General features: G+C 45.1%; 14 protein-coding genes. 7 read left to right on the top strand and 7 right to left on the bottom strand.

The annotated features are described in order from the left end of the window. Positions 1 to 5: 5 nt before the first annotated feature. Positions 6 to 1,010 (top strand): IPT/TIG domain-containing protein, encoded by a 1,005-nt coding sequence (locus tag DWW10_RS07110; protein ID WP_022392655.1) that lies wholly within the window; start codon positions 6 to 8, stop codon positions 1,008 to 1,010. Positions 1,011 to 1,460: 450 nt separating this feature from the next. Here the strand turns inward: DWW10_RS07110 and DWW10_RS07115 are convergent, their stop codons facing one another. From DWW10_RS07115 to DWW10_RS07135, 5 genes are all read right to left on the bottom strand, one after another. Continuing rightward, entirely contained in the window at positions 1,461 to 3,191 is a 1,731-nt protein-coding gene (locus DWW10_RS07115; protein ID WP_118421262.1) for a glycosyl hydrolase family 18 protein, read from the bottom strand. Positions 3,192 to 3,207: 16 nt separating this feature from the next. Next, positions 3,208 to 4,467: an MFS transporter gene (locus DWW10_RS07120; protein ID WP_118421288.1), complete on the bottom strand. Its 1,260-nt coding sequence runs from the start codon at positions 4,465 to 4,467 to the stop codon at positions 3,208 to 3,210. A 20-nt stretch (positions 4,468 to 4,487) separates the two neighbouring features. Beyond that, positions 4,488 to 5,222, bottom strand: coding sequence for a 6-phosphogluconolactonase (locus DWW10_RS07125; protein WP_022392651.1), 735 nt, complete (start codon positions 5,220 to 5,222; stop codon positions 4,488 to 4,490). 50 nt (positions 5,223 to 5,272) lie between these two features. Further along, a complete protein-coding gene (locus DWW10_RS07130) occupies positions 5,273 to 6,214 on the bottom strand; it encodes an ROK family protein (protein ID WP_022392650.1) in 942 nt (313 codons plus the stop codon). A gap of 129 nt (positions 6,215 to 6,343) precedes the next feature. After that, complete coding sequence (locus tag DWW10_RS07135; RefSeq protein ID WP_022392649.1) at positions 6,344 to 10,255, bottom strand: hybrid sensor histidine kinase/response regulator transcription factor; 3,912 nt, start codon at positions 10,253 to 10,255, stop codon at positions 6,344 to 6,346. 199 nt (positions 10,256 to 10,454) lie between these two features. On the opposite strand from DWW10_RS07135, the gene DWW10_RS07140 reads away from it, so the two are divergent. From DWW10_RS07140 to DWW10_RS07165, 6 genes are all read left to right on the top strand, one after another. After that, positions 10,455 to 11,681: a site-specific integrase gene (locus DWW10_RS07140; protein ID WP_022392648.1), complete on the top strand. Its 1,227-nt coding sequence runs from the start codon at positions 10,455 to 10,457 to the stop codon at positions 11,679 to 11,681. Positions 11,682 to 12,184: 503 nt separating this feature from the next. Further along, positions 12,185 to 12,721, top strand: coding sequence for a UpxY family transcription antiterminator (locus DWW10_RS07145; RefSeq protein WP_022392970.1), 537 nt, complete (start codon positions 12,185 to 12,187; stop codon positions 12,719 to 12,721). Between the two features lie 45 nt (positions 12,722 to 12,766). Beyond that, a complete protein-coding gene (locus DWW10_RS07150) occupies positions 12,767 to 13,870 on the top strand; it encodes an MraY family glycosyltransferase (RefSeq protein ID WP_022392969.1) in 1,104 nt (367 codons plus the stop codon). 49 nt (positions 13,871 to 13,919) lie between these two features. After that, entirely contained in the window at positions 13,920 to 14,714 is a 795-nt protein-coding gene (locus DWW10_RS07155; protein ID WP_022392968.1) for a polysaccharide biosynthesis/export family protein, read from the top strand. Between the two features lie 12 nt (positions 14,715 to 14,726). After that, positions 14,727 to 17,114, top strand: a complete 2,388-nt coding sequence (locus DWW10_RS07160) for a GumC family protein (RefSeq protein ID WP_022392967.1) — start codon at positions 14,727 to 14,729, stop codon at positions 17,112 to 17,114. Positions 17,115 to 17,119: 5 nt separating this feature from the next. Further along, positions 17,120 to 17,869 carry a tyrosine-protein phosphatase gene (locus DWW10_RS07165; protein ID WP_022392966.1) on the top strand — a complete coding sequence of 250 codons (750 nt, stop codon included), beginning with the start codon at positions 17,120 to 17,122 and terminating at the stop codon, positions 17,867 to 17,869. Here DWW10_RS07165 and DWW10_RS07170 read toward each other — a convergent pair. Next, positions 17,784 to 18,302: an N-acetylmuramoyl-L-alanine amidase gene (locus DWW10_RS07170; protein WP_022392965.1), complete on the bottom strand. Its 519-nt coding sequence runs from the start codon at positions 18,300 to 18,302 to the stop codon at positions 17,784 to 17,786. The two genes, DWW10_RS07165 and DWW10_RS07170, sit on opposite strands and share 86 nt — an antisense overlap. Next, positions 18,299 to 18,427, bottom strand: coding sequence for a smalltalk protein (locus DWW10_RS26660; RefSeq protein ID WP_022392964.1), 129 nt, complete (start codon positions 18,425 to 18,427; stop codon positions 18,299 to 18,301). The genes DWW10_RS07170 and DWW10_RS26660 overlap by 4 nt, the downstream gene beginning before the upstream one ends. Positions 18,428 to 18,472: the final 45 nt, after the last annotated feature.

The raw sequence follows: 18,472 nt of genomic DNA on the forward strand, positions 1-18,472 counted from the left end.
GATTTATGAAAAAACATATTATATATCTTCTGATCTTAGGATTCGCTTTGCTGTCGAACATGACACTGACCTCGTGCAGCGATGGTGATGTGGCGAATGCCAACGATGTGCTAATGGTGAATGCTGTCCTGCCTACAAAAGTTATGGAAGGACAGGTTGTCACCATCACTGGTACGGGTCTTGAGAAGACCATTTCCGTTGTGTTCCCTGGCAATGTCTCTGTGAACAACATTACCAAAATAGGCAACGGTTATATCTCTGTAATAACTCCTGCCGGCGTTTCTGCAGAGGGGGGAACAGTAACAATAGAAGCCAACGGCGAATCGGCAGAGTCAGTCATGACGCTGACTGTCGGCAAGCCCGAGCCTTTGCGCGTGGCTCCTCTTGACAAGGAAATAAAAATCAACGAATGTGTGGAGGTGTACGGCAACGACCTCGAATTTATCACCAAGGCTTATTTCCCCGGTGAAGACGGCAAGGACATTGTTGTAGATGCAAGCAACTTTAAGCGCAAAGCTACCGGTTCTCTCTACATCTATTCGCCAATGGGTATAAAAGCCGGACCTGCCCAAGTTAGCCTCGAAGACTGCAGCGGCAAGAAATATACTTTGCCAGAGGTAACGCTGTCTGACGAGGTTGCAGGTGGCAGCGAAGGAGGTGAAGGATATGCTTCAATCTGGGAAGGCGAATACACTACTGGCTGGTGGTGGTATCTCCCAGCATCTGAGCTTGACCTCTCGGCAATAACGCCAGAAGCCGGCCAAACTATTAAGTTCACATTCACTCACCATGATGCTCCTCAGACTTTCTGTCTGTGCGATGGTTGGTGGGGTGCTCCTTTCATCCGCGATGGCGGTGAAAGCGGTAACAACATCGTTCTTGCCGCTGGTGAGGACTTCCTGGAATTCAAAATCTCGGAAGGTATGGCGGCAACAATGAATGGTACTGAAACCGCTCTCATCATTGGCGGTGACATAACAATCACCAAGATTCAGATTAAGACAGATTAAACTCTATACAAAGAAGTTATAGCCTGATATCTGTAAACATTTCAAGTCTGCCGGAGAGCTAAAGTTCTTCGGCAGACTTTTTGGCATTTACTTGTGTTTTGCTGTTTCTTCGCCTGAAGGCTTTGGAGCAACAAACAGTAGTATAGTCTACGGAGACTGCAGGCGAAGAGGAGTACTACAAGCAAAACAGGTGCAATTCGATACATTTCGTATCAAAATAAAGAGAAGAAGCGGGAAAATAAGCAGGTTTTGAGAGGGTAGGTTTATGTAGATATTCGGCATTAACAGTAAGACAATCAAATGAATGTCCCATTAAAAAAGGGTGTAGGCAATTTTTGCCTACACCCTTTTTTAATTGCTTTCACCACAGCTATAATGCCTATGAACAGGGAGATATAGAGTATGAATGTATGAGTATATGCAAAAACATGCATAAACTACAGGTAGAATTTATTTCTTCAAAGTCCAGCGGATAGCATTGCTAAGCATCATCGTGAAGTCGTCCGACTGGAAGAGCTTCGGACTATGCCCCATCTGGAAATAAACATTCCGGGCAGCCTTGCCTTCGTTCACCCACACTACCGGATGGTCGCCCATCTTGACAGCGGAAGCGGGTGTATAAGTGGACTCGTCCACATGTGCCAAGACGCGAACATTGGGACGGGGAGACTTGTCGTACGTATACCACTCGTCATCCTGAACCACAAAAGAAGCGTCGACGCCTTTCATTATCGGATGTTCCTTGTCTTCCACAATCACTGTACCATCGGCAAGCGGAGCGATATAGTTCTGGAAACGAATGCCGCCCATGAAATCGGAGAACCATTGCCACAGAGGATAACCGTCAAAGTCTCCCAGCAAAGTAGCATGATGGAAACCAATCCAACCACCACGACCTTCGTTAATGTAGTTGATGAAATTCTGCTCTGCTTCCTTCGGCCAGGTATAAGGCGGGAAGTCCAACTGAATGACTAAATCCGTACCCTCCAGCACTTCCTTCTGAGCCAGGAGACGGGTGTTGTTCAATATCTGTATCTGCAGATTCTGTACCTTGCTCTCATCCACCAGCCACTTCACTGCCGCATCCGAGAAAGGTTTATGCTGGCCTTGGCTTTCGGTAAGTACCAGTACACGGTAAGTTCTGTCATAGAAAGGTTTCTGTTCTATCAATCCTTCGTAGACCGTACGACGCAAATCGCCTTGCTCGTTGTCACCGTCATAGTCCCAATACATGCCGCCCAGTAGTTTCTGCTTCAGGATATACTGGCATTTTATGGCCAACGAACGGGGATTTTCATAACCGAAGACAAGCTTTCCTGCTTTATTGGCCAAATAGGGAACCTTGGCTACCTCATCCCAGCATTCACGATACTCTTTGGTATGGCCTACCTTGTTGAAATCCTGAAAGTTAGGATATCCATCGCCACCACGGCCATAGAAAGGCATGCCCATCACTAACTTAGAAGCAGGCACACCGGCTTTGAGGTGAGCCTCAACGGCGGCATCAGCGGTCATCCAGCCACTGTTCTCCGAACGATACAAAGCTGCATGATGTTTGGGAGCATTCCCCATATCATAGGACATGATATTGACAAAATCAATATAGGGAAGAATCGCTTTAAAATCTATATACTCTGCAGAAGCTACCGTAGCAAGAGTCAGCAACTTCTTCTTTCCTATCTCTTTCCGTATATCCCTCATCAGTAATGTGAAGTTCTTTGTATCATCCGGTGAAGCAGAAATATTGGCTGCTGCACTGGTAGGGTATTCCCAGTCAATATCAATGCCATCGAGACCGAACTCCTTCACTACACGCTTGCAATCCTTTGCAAAAGCCAAGCGATACTTATCATTGGCAGCCATTTCACTGAACCGGCCGCTTCCCCATCCACCGATAGAAAGCATTATTTTCAGTTCTGGTTTCTGCGCCTTCAGTGCAACAATCTCACGAAGACGGTTCTCATTTGCAATACCAACCCCATTGAAGGTTTCACTGACATGCCCGAATGCATAGTTAATATGCGTCATATATTGCGGGTCCGGCATGATACTACTCCAGGAAGTCACATAAGCTACAATAACTTTTGTATCCGAAGAAGCCATACGCAACTCTCCTGCTTTACTACTACACGACAACAATACCGCCAATGCAGTCAGAATCATTAATCTCATTCTTTTCATAATATTATTATAATAGTTAATCAGCTGTTTGACGAACACGAGAACCTATCAATGCATAATACAGCATAAATACTTCTCCCAAAATTACAATAAACCAAGACCATCTCCAACTTTCCAGCAAGTCAGCGAAGACACCTTGCAACAAAGGCAGGATGGCACCTCCCACTACCCCTATCATGAATACCCCGGAAGCCACCGAAGTATATTTACCCAAATGGGCCACAGACAATGTGAAGATAGCTCCCCACATGATGGAATGGAAAAGTCCGACTGCTGTCAGTAACCAGGGATTATTAAAGATGATAGCCAGCAAAGCCAACACACCTGCCGATATGGTAGTTACGGTCAGTTGCACACGAGGGGAAACTTTGCTCAACGAACTTCCTACCAGTCGTCCGATCAGCATACCACCCCAATAGAGTGTGGCCAACAAGGCAGGTGAAGGACAATTCCGCTCAATGGCATATAAATTGATATTCGCACCAATGCAAACCTCAACACCCACATAACAAAAGATAGCGCAAACTCCCAATGTCAAGTGACGGAATGACCATACACTTTTCTCCAACTTCTCCCCTTTCTCTACCCGTGTACCCTGTATATCCGGCAAAGATAGCCTCATCAATAAGAAAACAACCACAGCTATAGTTACCATCAATGCAAAGAAAGGCATCATCAACTGACTGATTTGAATATCTTCCATAGCCAGGCCACCAAACACAATACCGGTCACGAAATAAGGGGCAATCGTAGTACCCACAGAGTTTGCCGTCCCCCCAATAGCCAAACGCTGGATGGCTTGTGTCCCTTTCACACGGCAAGCGGTAAGATAAGGATTAATAACGACCTGCAAAATCGTGGCCGAAGCACCCACAACAAATGATCCTAATAGAAATATAAAGAATCCTATGGGAATAATACTCTCTCCCATTCTGATATCAGCATCAGGAAATTGAACGGTAAAATAAGATGAAGCAAAAAAGAGTCCCAGACCGATAATCATTACCCAAAGTCCACGGATCAAGGTTCCTTTATAGCCATACTTGCTAATCCAGGATGAACCTATACTCCCACAAATAGGGTAAGCAAGGAACCACGAGAAAGTAATCAGAGTTGCAAATGTATTCTTCAGATTACCTACTTTCATAAGAAACGTTTCCTTCAACGGCCCCTGAAACTGAGTATTGGCAGTTGTCAGGAAGCCCACAATAAGGAACAGGAAGACCATTGTAAGAAACGGTCCCATGTAATTGATTTGTTTTTCTTGGTGTGTCATCATGTAGTATTAGTAAATGATTATTTTTCAGATAACTTAGCTGCAGAAGCAACATCCAGCAGAAACTCACAATCCGGATGCAATTGAAGGACAGAGGCTGGAACATCAGACGTGACAGGTCCTTCTAGCATTTGTTTCACGACCTCAGCTTTGTTACTGCCTTTGGCCACCAGTACAATCCGGCGTGCCTGCATGATATTTTTTATCCCCAGAGTTACCCCTCCCAGTTCCTTCTCCGGCGGGGTGTGGGTTTCTCTACGAATGCGTTCTTCCAATTCCGGATTCATCTTAGTAACCCACGCATCTCCTCCCAAAGGGGAATGAGGTTGATTGAAACCTAAATGTCCGTTCTCTCCCAAACCCAGAATCAGTAAGTCAATGCCTCCACGCTTGGCTATTTCTTCTTGAAATGCCCTGCAAGCTTTCCCAAAATCATCTGAAACCGTTGGCAACATCAGGAAGTTCTCATCTATAATACCCAATGCATCTATAATTTCCGTTTTCAGCATCGTATAACATGCCCCGGCATATTCACGCGGCACGTTCACCACTTCATCCAATCCGAAGAACGTGACCGCAGAGGTATTGAAAGGATAACGGGAATATATTTCTCCAACCATCCGGTGCAGATTTCCGGTCGTACGTCCTGTCGAAAGCCCGATAACAGCTTCCGGTTTATTTAGAATTTCACCAATAATCTGCCATGCAGCGATGCAATCAAATTCTTTTTCGCTCTTTGCTATAGTTATTTTCATGACTCCACTTTCTTATCACTAATCATTAATCACTAATCACCAATCACTATTTACATATTCATGGCCACAGCACCTGCACCCAGTAAACCTATGAATTCCGGATTCAACTTTGTGATAACAACACCATTGCTCACAAAACGCATAGTGGTCGGATTCAGCAATTTCATTATCTTCGCATGAATATATCCGTCTGCCACTACACCGCCACCTAAAACGATTGTCTCCGGATCTGTTACCCGCACCAGGTTCATTACAAGATTCGCTAATGCTTCGGAAGCATTCTCCACCAGTTTCACACATAGAGGATCACCTTTACGACTCAATGCAAAAATCTCACTGACAGGTATCCGTTCCCCTTTGTCGGCAGGAATGTGTAAATCCGTGGTATAATCTTTCTGAAGTATTCTTGCACAACGGTCGAAACCAATACCGGAAGCTATAGCCTCCACACAATCCACCCTTCCACAAGTACATTTGATTCCTACATTGACTCCTACCCGCACATGTCCCACTTCACCGGCATTGAAATGGCTACCGCGTATCTGCCTGCCGTTCACAACCGTGCCGACCGCAATACCCGTTCCTATATTTAAATAGATGAAGTTTTTGGATATTTGCCCGAAGCCCCACACACGTTCGGCACGTGTGGCACTTTTCACATCATTGTCTATATGGCAGGGAATGCCATAAATATCCGCTAATTCCTTAGCCAAAGCAATAGGTTGCGTTCTGCTGGGATCTATCTGCAACCAGATACCCTGATTAGGATCTACCCGTCCGATCAATCCCACTCCCATGCCCAAAGGTTTCTTATCATACCATCCTACGGTTTTGATATAATCATCCAGTGATAGTTTGATAATATCCAGCGCTGCTTGTTGGTTAAAATATCCGGAGTCATATTTTTTGTACCTCAAGATATTGCCGCGACTATCAATTTCGCCAATCAGTAATTTAGTTCCGCCCAAATCCAGGCCTAAATACGTTTCCATTTTTTATCTGCATTTTTAGAAGGTTACTATTGACCACAATATTACGCACAATCAAGGAAACGAAAGTTGATTCTTTAACAAAAAAGGTTCGCTACTTATCCACTTAGGTTTAAATACAGTTTTTATACTCTAAAATTTGCTGGGACTCGTACCAAACTGCTTTTTAAAGCACGTACTGAAATATTTAGGGTCTGAGAAACCAACCATGCATGCCACTTCTCCGACTGAGTATTTCTGCGAAAGCAAAAGCTCTTTCGACTTATTCAACCGGACAATGCGGATAAAATCATTCGGGCCTTGCCCTGTCAAAGTTTTTATCTTATTATAAACGGATGTACGACTCATGCCTAACGCACGGCAGAAGTCATTGATTGAGAATTCCGGATTGGTCATATTCTCATCGATGGCTGCCATGGCACTATCCAGGAACTCTTTATCCAATTGGCTGCTGTAATCTATTTCGTTGACAGGTATATCCGAGGAGAGCACGGTATCCCTGAGATGCTGTCTGTTCTGAAGTATATTACGAAGCCTTACTTTCAATACGGACAAGTCAAAGGGTTTAATGATATAATCATTCGCCCCGGATTCCAATCCTAATATGATATTCTCCCTCTCACAAAGGGCGGTCAACAGAATGACAGGAATATGACTGGTCTCAACAGAAGATTTCAAGATCCGGCACAGCTCATCCCCCTGGATTACAGGCATTATGATATCCGAAATAATAATATCCGGATTGATTTCCCTCGCCATATCCAATGCCTTTCCTCCATCGGGTACACTGATTACCTTATATTCGGAAGACAAACTGTCCGTCAGATACTCACGCATATCTTTATCATCCTCGGCCAGCAACAGAATATTTTTATCCGTCTGGTCATCCTCCTCCTGAGATGAAACATCGGGAGACGTTACTTCCGGTAAATCCTCCTTCGCCACAACCACCATACCCGATCGCAGTTTCTTGGGAAATGTAACAGTGAACGTAGTCCCTTTATTCTCTATACTGCTGAATTCTATCTTACCATGATGTTGCTTGATAATGCGGGAAGTAATCATCAGGCCAATGCCGATGCCCTGTTCCTGAGAGTCTACCACATTCTTGGCACGATAATACTCATTAAAGATATTCTTCTGTTCTTCTGCAGGAATACCGACTCCTGTATCCCTTACTTCAACAATCCATTTGTTTTTAGTCTGTCTCACTACAATACCTATGGAACCTTTCTCTGTATACTTCAAAGCATTAGAAAGCAGATTATCCATTATATGATCCATCTTGCTCTTGTCCAGCCATACCTCAGACATCTCCGGTTCTACCTCCAGATAAAGCTCTATCTCCTTTTGGACTGCAGCCATACGGAAAGCAGACAATCTATCTTCCATGTACGCCTTTACATTATATAATGCCACTTCAAGATGTTCCGGGTGTGCTTCCACCTTTTGCAATTCCAGCAACTGAGTAATCATCGAAAAAAGCTTCTCTGCATTCTTCACTGCAATTGCCAATTTCTTCTTACTCTCCTCAGGCAAGTCACCCCGTTCTTCAAGTTCACTCAACGGAGCTTTTATCAACGTTACGGGAGTGCGTATATCATGGGCAATCCCTATAAACGAATGAATCCGTTCCCTGATTTTATTCTCCCGCACCCTTTGCCGTCTGAACTGGAAGAAGAAATAACCTAATATCACAAGCAAAATCAGATAGATCGCTATGGCCCACCAGGATGCCCAAAGCGGATGATCGATAGAAATTTCTACCGAACGTTCGCCAACCTGTTGCTGGGTATATTTATCGAATGCACGCAATTCAAAAGTATATTTTCCGGGAGGAAGATCCATATAGCCCACACTTTGAGCCACATCCCTGTGATGCCACTGCCGCTCATGGTCTTTCAGCCTGTATTCATACCTGATTTTATGTGGAGAAACAAAATTGATAGCCGAAAAAGAGATAGAGAAAGAATTCTGATTGTATTTCAGTTTCAGAGACTTGGTATCATTGATACCCGCCGTCAATGGCGAACCGGCTGCTCCTGCTTTTACCGACTCATAAGGTAATTTAAAGTCTGTGAATATCAATTCGACCGGTGCACTTTTGGAAAAGTCAAAAGAGGGTGTAAAGAAAAGAGCTCCTTCCGCTGTACCAAATGCCAGATGTCCGTCTTTTGTCTTCAAGGAAGCATTCGAATTATAATACCCCCAGCCGATATTTAAAAGATCATTGCCATTGATAACCATATCTTCAACCAGATTCAGACAATATAACTCCTTCTCCGTACTGAACCAAATATGTCCGTTACTATCTTCGGCCACACTATTAATAGAGTTGGAGACAAGCCCATCCGCAGTTGTATAAATACGGGAACGGTCATTCTCCGGATTAAAACGAATCAACCCTTCTCCGTCCGTAAGCAACCAGATGTCACCGGAGGATGAACGCAGCAGGCAACGGACAGGATAATGCAAAGTAATATCACCAAACTTCTGCTGCCACTTGATTTCCCCCGTAGATTTGTCGAAGAAACCCAGACCGTCACAGCCGGCTACCAGCAATGTATTCTTGTCACCATACTTTATATCCCCTACACAATCAATCGGATAATAGGTATAAACATCGGTACGCCTGTTATACCGCGTGAAATGACCTTCAATACCTCCGAACCAGATATAATCACCCTCTGAGTAAATAGCATAAATATAGTCGGTAGAGATGCCACTATCAGCCTGTTTATTCCGTCTCGGCATTTTCCGGACTTCACCGGATTTCTTTTGAATACGATATAATCCGATTCCATAACCACCTGCCCATATATTTCCCTCATTATCTTCACAAAGAGCCAACACTACAGACGAATAAGCAAAACCTTTCCCATTCAGAAAATGCATCCATTGCTTTGATTTCACCCGGTACACACTGATTCCGTCATTGGTGCCATACCAATAATCACCTTCTGAGTCTTGTAGCATTACATTTACATGATCGGATACCAATGAAGAAGGATTATTCCGTTCGTGCCTGATCCAACGGACATCGGGTACATTAGGGTCCAGATAGCTGATACCATTCGTACAGGTACTTACCCAGATACCTCCATATTCATCTACGCAGATGTCCGAAACGGTATTACCATTCAGGCTTCTTTCATCGTCTTCATCCGTTATATAATGCTCCGTCAATGTTTCATTAGCAGCATCGATCCTGAAGACACCTGCACCGTCTGCTCCTATCAGAATAGAGTGGTCTCCATCATGGGCAAAAACCCGGACAGGTATACCCGGAATAAAGGAATCGAGAGATTTTACCTGTTTCGTGGCCAAATCAATAACAAATGCACTGTTAGAAAAAGTTCCCACATATAATTTAGTACCGTAGAGGAATAAAGCCTCTATACGAGCCTCCACAGGAATATCCACCTTCTCTTTTGATAATTGGCAGGTCGTTCCCGCTCTCTCCATTTTATAGACTTCCGTATTGGTTCCTACGAAAAAGGTGTTCTCCGCTGATTTAATAATGCAATTGGTCCATTCACCTATCAGGCCTGCCGGAGACAAAACGTTATCGGTTCTGTTCCAATAATACACTCCTGTGGATGTAGACAGCCACAATCCCCCATTCTCTTCAAACTCTATGCCATTCAAGACCGGAAAGGATATGGACTGCGACAAATCCACCTGTAGTTCAAAGCAATCCTTCAATTTGTCATACCTGTATATTCTGCCATTCCGCAGGGCAATCCAGAGATTTCCCTCCTTATCTATCTCCATCACCGTGAACGACAATATATGATCCTTGGAGTCTATCGTCTCATTTAGCTTATAGTGCCTTATCTCGTTCCCGTCATAACGGTCCACTCCCATATGGGTATAAGCCCAGACAAATCCCGTTGAATCCTTGCATATCTGATAAACCTGTCGGCTACTCAACCCCTCCCTTACATTCAGATGGAGGAAAGAACCCGCAAACAAGCTGGTATATAACGAAATAAATAGTAATAAAATAAATGTGCGCTTTATCATAATAAAGATGTCTTTCATAATACTCACTTTTAGCAGCTGCAATAATACAGACAAATATATTAAGATTGGTTGATAAACTATCCAAATAGGTTTGTTTTCTATCCGAATTACATAAAGCTCTTTGATTTTTATCAGAGGTCGGAAGAAAATAGTTTGAACAGATATCCTTCTTTTTTGTCATACATAGCATATATTTCTATAAATTGATAAGAAAACTATGGCGACTGTAAAAGTAAAATTCAGAAAATCATCGGTGGAAGGCAAAGCCGGCACCATCTATTATCAGCTATGCCACAGGCAAAGCAACAGGCAGATAAACACCCGAATGCATGTACTTCCCCATTGGTGGGATGCAGAAAAAGAAACATTCATAGCTGAAGCGGACAACAATGGGTTGTCGGCCCGCTACCAAAAGCAAATAGAAAAAGACTTGCTGTGTATCCGTCGGATTCTATGCGAATGGGACGGAGAAGGAAAAGACTACACTTTAGCGGATGTCATTGACCGCTTTCGTACTTTGAATGAAAACGGAGACACAGTGCTGTCTTGTTTGGCAACCCTGATCGATGAGCTTAAAAACGATGGTCGGTGGGGAAATGCCCGCAATCTCCAACGGGCATTGAATAGCTTCTCCGCCTTTCTGGGAGGCTTAGACAGACCACTCAAACTGGTAGATGAAAGACTTGTCATGGAGTATGAACAATGGCTCCGGACACGAAAAGTGAGCAAAAACAGCAGTTCTTTTTATATGCGGACTTTGCGCTCTGCTTATAATAAGGTGATAAGCCGGAATCAAATGGAACAAACATTTCCTTTTCGGAATGTTTATACCGGTGTGGAGCGTACCCGCAAACGTGCCGTACCCGAAGCTATTATGGTTCGTTTACAAAAACTGGACCTGACACATTCTGCTCCGCTTGCCTTTTCTCGCGACATGTTTATTTTCAGTTATTGCACCCGTGGAATGGCTTTTGTAGATATTGCCTATCTGAAAAAGGAGGATATAAGTGGAGGAATACTTAGTTATGTCCGCCATAAAACGGGACAACGTCTCACTGTTCGAATAGAACCTCTTATTGAGGATATTATCGAGCGCTACAAGCCATTTGTCCACAACAGTCCCTACCTTTTTCCAATCATTACGTCCAATGATCCGGAAGAGGCTTTCCGACAATATCAGACGGCGCTGGGCTATCACAACCGGAAATTGAAGAAACTGGGAAAGTTGACAGGAGAAAATCTACATCTCTCTTCTTATACCGCAAGGCATAGCTGGGCGACGGTTGCACGTAAACACAACATACCGTTGTCTGTCATAAGTGCAGGTATGGGACACACTTCCGAGAAGACCACGCTCATATACTTAGATTCTGTAGAAAATTCACTGATAGACAAGGCTAATGAAGAAATTTTAGAGGCGTTATGTCGTAACGTTTCTAAGTAAGAAACCTTAAAATTACGGCGCAAAGATATAACAAATAAAAGAATAAAACAACATAATGCTATAAATATTTGTTTATATTTTACTCTCAAAACAAGTATAAAATACTGATTTCTAACACAATAAATAACTACTTATAAAAAGAAGAAATGAATAGATATTTAAAACAGATGCTAATATAGAACTCGATAGATATATTCTAAAAAAATTATCCAGACATCGTACCGAATCTACAAAACCTAAAAAATAGGATAAAAAGATATTTTTTATCCTACAGGAATTCAACGCCTTAAAACGTCGTGCCGTTTCTTACTTAGAAACGGTACAATTACAGGGTTACGGATACCTTCTCCTGGGTCAGGAGAAGTTCCGAATTCCAAAAATCGACAGACAAAACGAAGAATTGGATTAACCTTGCTTGCTGCGCATCAGAGTTGCTTTAAAGATCAAAAACACTCAGATACGCAGGAATGGAAGGAATATCTTTTAGGTGAGATACGACAAATATGGAAGAGGTATCTTCAATTATGCATTGGTATGCATTCAAAGTCTTTTACAATAAGGTATTTGAGATAGAAGACTCGCTGAATAAAGACAAAATCGAGACCTATATTCCTTGTGAAACAATCCTTGTGGAACGTGGCGAAGTGAAAAAGTACGTGCGTAAACCGATCATTTCCTCTCTTCTGTTCTTCTATTCCACAGAGAAACAAGCACTGGCGTTACAGCAGAAGCTGACAGACCGGGTTCTCCTATATACCCGTCTTGTCAATTGGCAAAAGCTGCCAATAGCTATTCCTGAACGGGAAATGAAAATTTTCATGCTTGTCACTTCCTCCGGAGAAAAAGGGCTGGACTATTTCGGTGACGTCCCCATGGAGTACAGCACCGGCGAACGGGTACTTGTCACGGACGGTCCATTTAAGGGAGCAGAAGGCTGCATACACCGTATCAAAGGAAACCGTCGCCTGATAGTGGCAATACAAGGTGTGTGCGCGGTGGCAACTGCCTATATTCCCCAATGCTTTCTCAGGAAGATATAAATCAATACATTTTAACAAGCTCTCACCCAATCAAATCCTTCAGAAATGACAACCTGCTATTTTGAAACTTTGGCGGCATTCGCCGTCAGCTGCCTGCTCAGTGCAATGATAATTCCCAAAATATCGCTGATAGCCTACAGGCGGCGGCTCTTTGATCCATTGAGCGACCGAAAGTTGCATACGACGCACATTCCCCGCTTAGGGGGAATCGCTTTTTTTCCGTGTATCATTATGCCTATTTCGCTCGTCATCGCCTGCCACAATCTCTGTACGGACAGCAATTTGCTCACTTGGAAACAATCCACCTGCCTGCTCACCCTATTCAGTTGCCTCTTCATGCTCTATCTGATGGGGATGAGAGACGACCTGATAGGGATGCGCTACCGCGCCAAGTTTATCATCCAGACACTTTGCAGCCTTTTACTGGTAGCCTCCGGCTTTTGTTTCGACAACCTCTACGGACTGTTTGGAATTCACGAGTTGCCCCATTATGTGGGGATACCGTTCACTGTCTTTATCATTGTCTATATCATGAATGCAATTAATCTTATAGACGGCATCGATGGTCTGGCTTCCGGATTGAGCATGATAGCCTTCTTCGCTTTCGGTTGCATGTTCGTCTGTCTGAGCTGGTGGTTATATGCTTTCATCGCCTTTGCGGCTTTGGGTGCACTGATACCATTTTTCTATTATAATATGTTCGGGAAGCCCCGTCGCGGACGGAAAGTGTTCATGGGAGATACCGGCTCATTGACCATCGGCCTGTTGCTGGCTGTAATGGCCATTCATCTCAGTATGTCCGATCCCGCCAAGGAAGAACTTTTTCCCGGTGCTATCGTGACGGCTTTCTCCTTCCTGCTGGTACCGATGCTGGACGTAGTCCGGGTAGTGCTCCACCGCCTGCGCAACCATCAGCCTCCGTTTCTCCCCGACAAAAATCATATCCACCATAAATTCATAGCCTTGGGTATGTCGCAACATCAGGCACTCTGCTTCATCCTGAGCATCGCCTGTCTTTTTATTATTGCCAATACACTTTTAGCCTCTTACCTGTCCGTCACCGTACTGTTTCTGCTGGACGTAGCGGTATGGACAGCGATGCACTTCTACATCACAGCAAAAATTACAAAAAAACACCCAAGAAATTAATACTTCATACCTTATATTTCATATTTCTATTTTATACTAAAATCAAAACATGAAAAATCATCTTTTATACTTGCTATTTTCGTTGGCGTTGCTCTCATCGTGCAACACATCGAAAGAGATAATCTACTTTCAGGACGTGGAGGTAAACAGCCCCCAAGCAGTGGCCCCACCTCAGGATATCACCGTTCAACCCAAGGATCAGATATCCATCATAGTGTCGAGCAAGGACCCCGAACTGGCGGCTTTGTTCAATCTGACGCGCGTACAGCAGAGAGTAGGTTCCACAGGATTGAACAACAATAACAACAACGGAGAAATTTCCGGATATACGCTTGATGACAAAGGCGCCATCGACTTTCCCGTATTGGGAAGCCTCACTGTGGCGGGTATGACCCGGAGCCAGATTGCCGCATTGGTAAAACAAAAACTGAAAGAAGAGAACCTGGTGAACGACCCGGTGGTCACCGTGGAGTTTATGAACCTCAGCTTTTCCGTCCTGGGTGAAGTGAAGACTCCCGGGAAATACAGTATCTCGAAAGATTATATAACCTTACTGGAAGCTATCAGCATGGCCGGTGACCTAACCATCTACGGCAAGCGGGATGCCATCTTCGTGATTCGTGAAGAAAAAGGCGAACGGGTGACGCACTGGGTGGATCTCCGCTCCTGCGATTTATTCAAATCTCCCGTTTATTACCTGAAGCAGAACGATGTGGTATATGTGCAGCCCAACAAAGTACGTGCCGGACAATCCACACTGAATGAAAACAGCGTGAAGAGCGTAGGATTATGGATTAGCATTGGATCATTCCTCACTTCCTTAGGTGTATTGCTGTTTAAATAATTACTTATTATTATGGTTGAAAAGAAAACGCCTGCCGGCAAACCCGCCGATGACTTTATACGGATACAGGACCTGTGGAGCATGTTTGTTCCCAAGTGGTATTGGTTTGCCGTCTGCCTGTTCATTACCCTGGCTATAGCGGTGTTGTACCTGCTGAGTACCCCACCCATTTACACCCGTACCGCTGCCATTCTCGTCAAGGACAACTCCAAAAGTAGTTCTTCGACCAGCTCAATGAGCGACTTTTCCGATTTGGGCATCTTCAAGTCCAATACCAACATCAACAACGAGTTGCTGACATTAAAATCGCCCACACTGATGACCGAGGTAGTCAGCCGTCTGGGATTGAACGAAACCTTTACCGTCCGCAGGGGATTGAAGAAGGTCGATTTGTACAAAGCGGCCCCGTTCACCGTCACATTCCGCGACCAACCGGAGGCCCCCTTGAGTTTCACGATCGAATTCTCCTCTAAAGACACGTTTACCATTTCCGATCTTAAAGTGTCGGATGAAAGTACCGGAGAAACTTTCTCCGCGCAAATGGGCGACTCCATACGGACTTCTGCCGGAACTATGATTCTGCATCCTGCGCAAAAAAACGCCAACGCTTTCATAGACACACCTATCCAGTATGTCCGGGGAAGCGTAAGTGCCGCCGCCGACACCTATGCCAACACGCTGGTTGCCGAATTGGGCAGTGACGACGCCACCATCATCAACCTCAGCATCAGCGACGCCTCCATCCGGAAAGCGGAAGACCTACTGAATACCCTGATCGAAGTCTATAACGAGAACTGGATTCAAGACAAAAACCAGATTGCCGTCAGCACCTCGCAGTTCATCAGCGACCGTCTGGGAGTGATAGAGAACGAACTGGGTCATGTGGACGAAAATATCGCCGGATACAAGAGCGAGCATTTACTGCCCGATGTGCAGGCGGCATCCAGCCTCTACATGGCGCAGTCCGCTGAGAATAACAAAGAGCTGTCGGCACTGAACAACCAGCTCTCCACCGCCCAATATATACGCAGAGAACTGAATACGAAACAGTTGAACCAAACGTTACCCACCAATTCAGGCATCGTCAGCGCCAACATAGAAACGCAGATCAGCGAATATAACAATCTGGTGCTGGATCGCAACCGATTGATAGCCAACAGTAGCGAAAAAAATCCGTTGGTAAAGAACATGGCGAGTTCCCTGCAAAGTATGCAGCGTACCATCATCCAGTCGGTCGACAATCTGATCGTCTCGCTGAATACCCAAATCCGTAGCCTCCGCCGGGTAGAAGACGCCACCACCACCCGACTGGCATCCAACCCGAACCAGGCAAAGTATCTGCTGTCTGTGGAACGTCAGCAAAAGGTTAAGGAGGAGCTTTATCTCTACCTGCTCCAAAAACGTGAGGAAAACGAACTCTCACAAGCATTTACCGCCTACAACACCCGTCTGATTACCGCTCCGCGCGGCAGTATGTTTCCTACTGCTCCCCGCAAGATGAATATCCTGTTGGTGGCATTTGCCGTGGGGCTACTGGTTCCGGCAGTAATCATTTTCATGAAGGAGAATATGAATACCAAAGTGCGCGGTCGCAAGGACCTGCAAAATCTGAGCATACCGTTCATTGGCGAGATTCCCCAATACTCCGGCACAAAGAAAAAATGGTGGGAGCTCAAGCACCGGAGGCGGCAAGACCTGAAAACCGTAGTGGTGAATGAAGGCAACCGCAACATCATCAACGAGGCATTCCGCGTGCTGCGTTCCAACATGGATTTCATGATAAACAAGGACAGCAACCAACATGTCTTCGTACTGACCTCATTCAATCCCGGCAGTGGAAAAAGTTTTCTGGCCATAAACATAGCCATGAGCTTCGCCATCAAAAAGAAGAAAGTTTTGGTCATTGACGGAGACCTCCGGCACAGAACCGCCTCTTCTTATGTCGATTCTCCAGACAAGGGATTAAGCAATTACCTGAACAATCAGGTTGAGAATTGGAAGGAAATCATAGTTCCCTACAAGGAATACGCAAACCTGCACATCCTACCCATCGGGACAGTACCTCCCAACCCAACAGAACTGTTGGAAAACAACAAGTTGGCTACGCTGATAGCGGCATTGAGACCGGAATATGATTATATCTTCATAGACTGTCCCCCTGTCGACATCGTGGCCGACGCGCAAATCATCGAAAAATGGGCGGACCGCACCATCTTTATAGTCCGTTCCGGCTTGCTGGACCGATCCATGCTTCCCGAACTGGAAAATATGTATACCGAAAAACGATTTAAAAACCTCTCCATGATACTGAACGGAACGGAAGGGGCCGGAGGACGTTACGGATATCGCTACGGGTACCATTACGGTTATGCTTCCTATTATGGAGATAAAGAAAAATAAGATTCATGTGGCCATTTTCTAAATCCCAGTCCATTGCGGAAAGCGGCATCCTTTGCGAAATGACCGACTCCCACTCTCACATATTGCCCGGGGTGGATGACGGCGTGAAGACAATGGACGAGTCGCTTCAGATTCTTGCGGAGATAAAACGCCAAGGCGTCCGCAAGGTGTGGCTTACTCCCCATATCATGGAGGATATACCCAATACCACCGCCGGACTGAAAGAAAGATTCCAAGAATTGAAAGAAAAATTCCGGAAGCCGGAAGATGCTTATTGCGGCACGGTGGAACTGAACCTGGCCGCCGAATACATGATGGACAACCTTTTTGAGGAGCGTCTGGAGACCGACGATCTACTTTTACTCTGCGAAGGCTACAGGCAGTATCTGCTGGTGGAAACGTCCTGTTTCAATCCGCCCATGAACTTGCTATCTGTCCTGAAACGCATTCAAGCGAAAGGTTACCGGCCCTTGCTGGCACACCCCGAACGTTACCTGTATATGAACATGCCCGATTACCGCGCATTAAAGCACGAGGGAATCGCCTTTCAGCTGAACCTTCCGGCAATTACGGGAATGTACGGCCTGCATGCACAAAAAAAGGCCGCATCCCTGCTCAAAGCAGGGATGTACGACCTGACAGGAACCGATATGCACGCTTCGAAGCATTTCAAAGAATGGCTCGGAACACGGATTGACAGTCGAGACAGGGACATGCTTTGGGCACACTTCCCGGCATATCACGATGGCCTCTGAGCTGCGCCTCCGGAAAGAGTTTCAGTAACTTCGTCAGAAGCTGTTCCAAATGTTCAAACTGCTCCTGAGTGAACGTATTAGCGGGATGCCCTTCCGCGTCCAGTCCGCCTTCGTAGCATACTCCGATAGAACACCGGTTGAAGGGACGGCAATGTGCCCCCACCTCGAGCAATCGACGATGCTGACTGACCGTACCATCGCGACGGACATAAAAATGATAACCGATAGTACGAAACCCACGGGTACGATGGTCACGCAAGAGTTGTTCCACAGTATAGTCACAGTTGCAGCGAGTAGCAGAACAGTGCAGAATAATGTAGCGTACCGAATCGACAGCGTCCATCATCAGCCCGCCCTCTACCCGAGTGAGGAGTTCGCGCTCATCGCGCACCTCCTCCTCACCTACAGTCATAGGAAATGTTTCCTGTATCATGGCAGCAGACATTCGATGGCAGTTGAACAACTGGTGACACCCAGTGCTGTGAGTGCCGCAATGGCTGCCTGGATGATAGCTTTTAGCAAAGACACCCAAGTAATTTTATTCTTTGTTTCAGACATGATGAGATTTATGATTTAATTATTAATTCTTTAATTTCTAAGGCC

The organism is Bacteroides intestinalis, assembly GCF_003464595.1.
GTDB lineage: Bacteria > Bacteroidota > Bacteroidia > Bacteroidales > Bacteroidaceae > Bacteroides > Bacteroides intestinalis_A.

Coding starts and splice junctions, on each gene's coding strand:
- DWW10_RS07165 (WP_022392966.1), top strand. CDS start 17,120: ATGTGGCCATTTTCTAAATCCCAGTCCATTGCGGAAAGCGGCATCCTT.
- DWW10_RS07145 (WP_022392970.1), top strand. CDS start 12,185: ATGGAAGAGGTATCTTCAATTATGCATTGGTATGCATTCAAAGTCTTT.
- DWW10_RS07140 (WP_022392648.1), top strand. CDS start 10,455: ATGGCGACTGTAAAAGTAAAATTCAGAAAATCATCGGTGGAAGGCAAA.
- DWW10_RS07150 (WP_022392969.1), top strand. CDS start 12,767: ATGACAACCTGCTATTTTGAAACTTTGGCGGCATTCGCCGTCAGCTGC.
- DWW10_RS07130 (WP_022392650.1), bottom strand. CDS start 6,214: ATGGAAACGTATTTAGGCCTGGATTTGGGCGGAACTAAATTACTGATT.
- DWW10_RS26660 (WP_022392964.1), bottom strand. CDS start 18,427: ATGTCTGAAACAAAGAATAAAATTACTTGGGTGTCTTTGCTAAAAGCT.
- DWW10_RS07160 (WP_022392967.1), top strand. CDS start 14,727: ATGGTTGAAAAGAAAACGCCTGCCGGCAAACCCGCCGATGACTTTATA.
- DWW10_RS07115 (WP_118421262.1), bottom strand. CDS start 3,191: ATGAAAAGAATGAGATTAATGATTCTGACTGCATTGGCGGTATTGTTG.
- DWW10_RS07170 (WP_022392965.1), bottom strand. CDS start 18,302: ATGATACAGGAAACATTTCCTATGACTGTAGGTGAGGAGGAGGTGCGC.
- DWW10_RS07155 (WP_022392968.1), top strand. CDS start 13,920: ATGAAAAATCATCTTTTATACTTGCTATTTTCGTTGGCGTTGCTCTCA.
- DWW10_RS07120 (WP_118421288.1), bottom strand. CDS start 4,467: ATGACACACCAAGAAAAACAAATCAATTACATGGGACCGTTTCTTACA.
- DWW10_RS07125 (WP_022392651.1), bottom strand. CDS start 5,222: ATGAAAATAACTATAGCAAAGAGCGAAAAAGAATTTGATTGCATCGCT.
- DWW10_RS07135 (WP_022392649.1), bottom strand. CDS start 10,255: ATGAAAGACATCTTTATTATGATAAAGCGCACATTTATTTTATTACTA.
- DWW10_RS07110 (WP_022392655.1), top strand. CDS start 6: ATGAAAAAACATATTATATATCTTCTGATCTTAGGATTCGCTTTGCTG.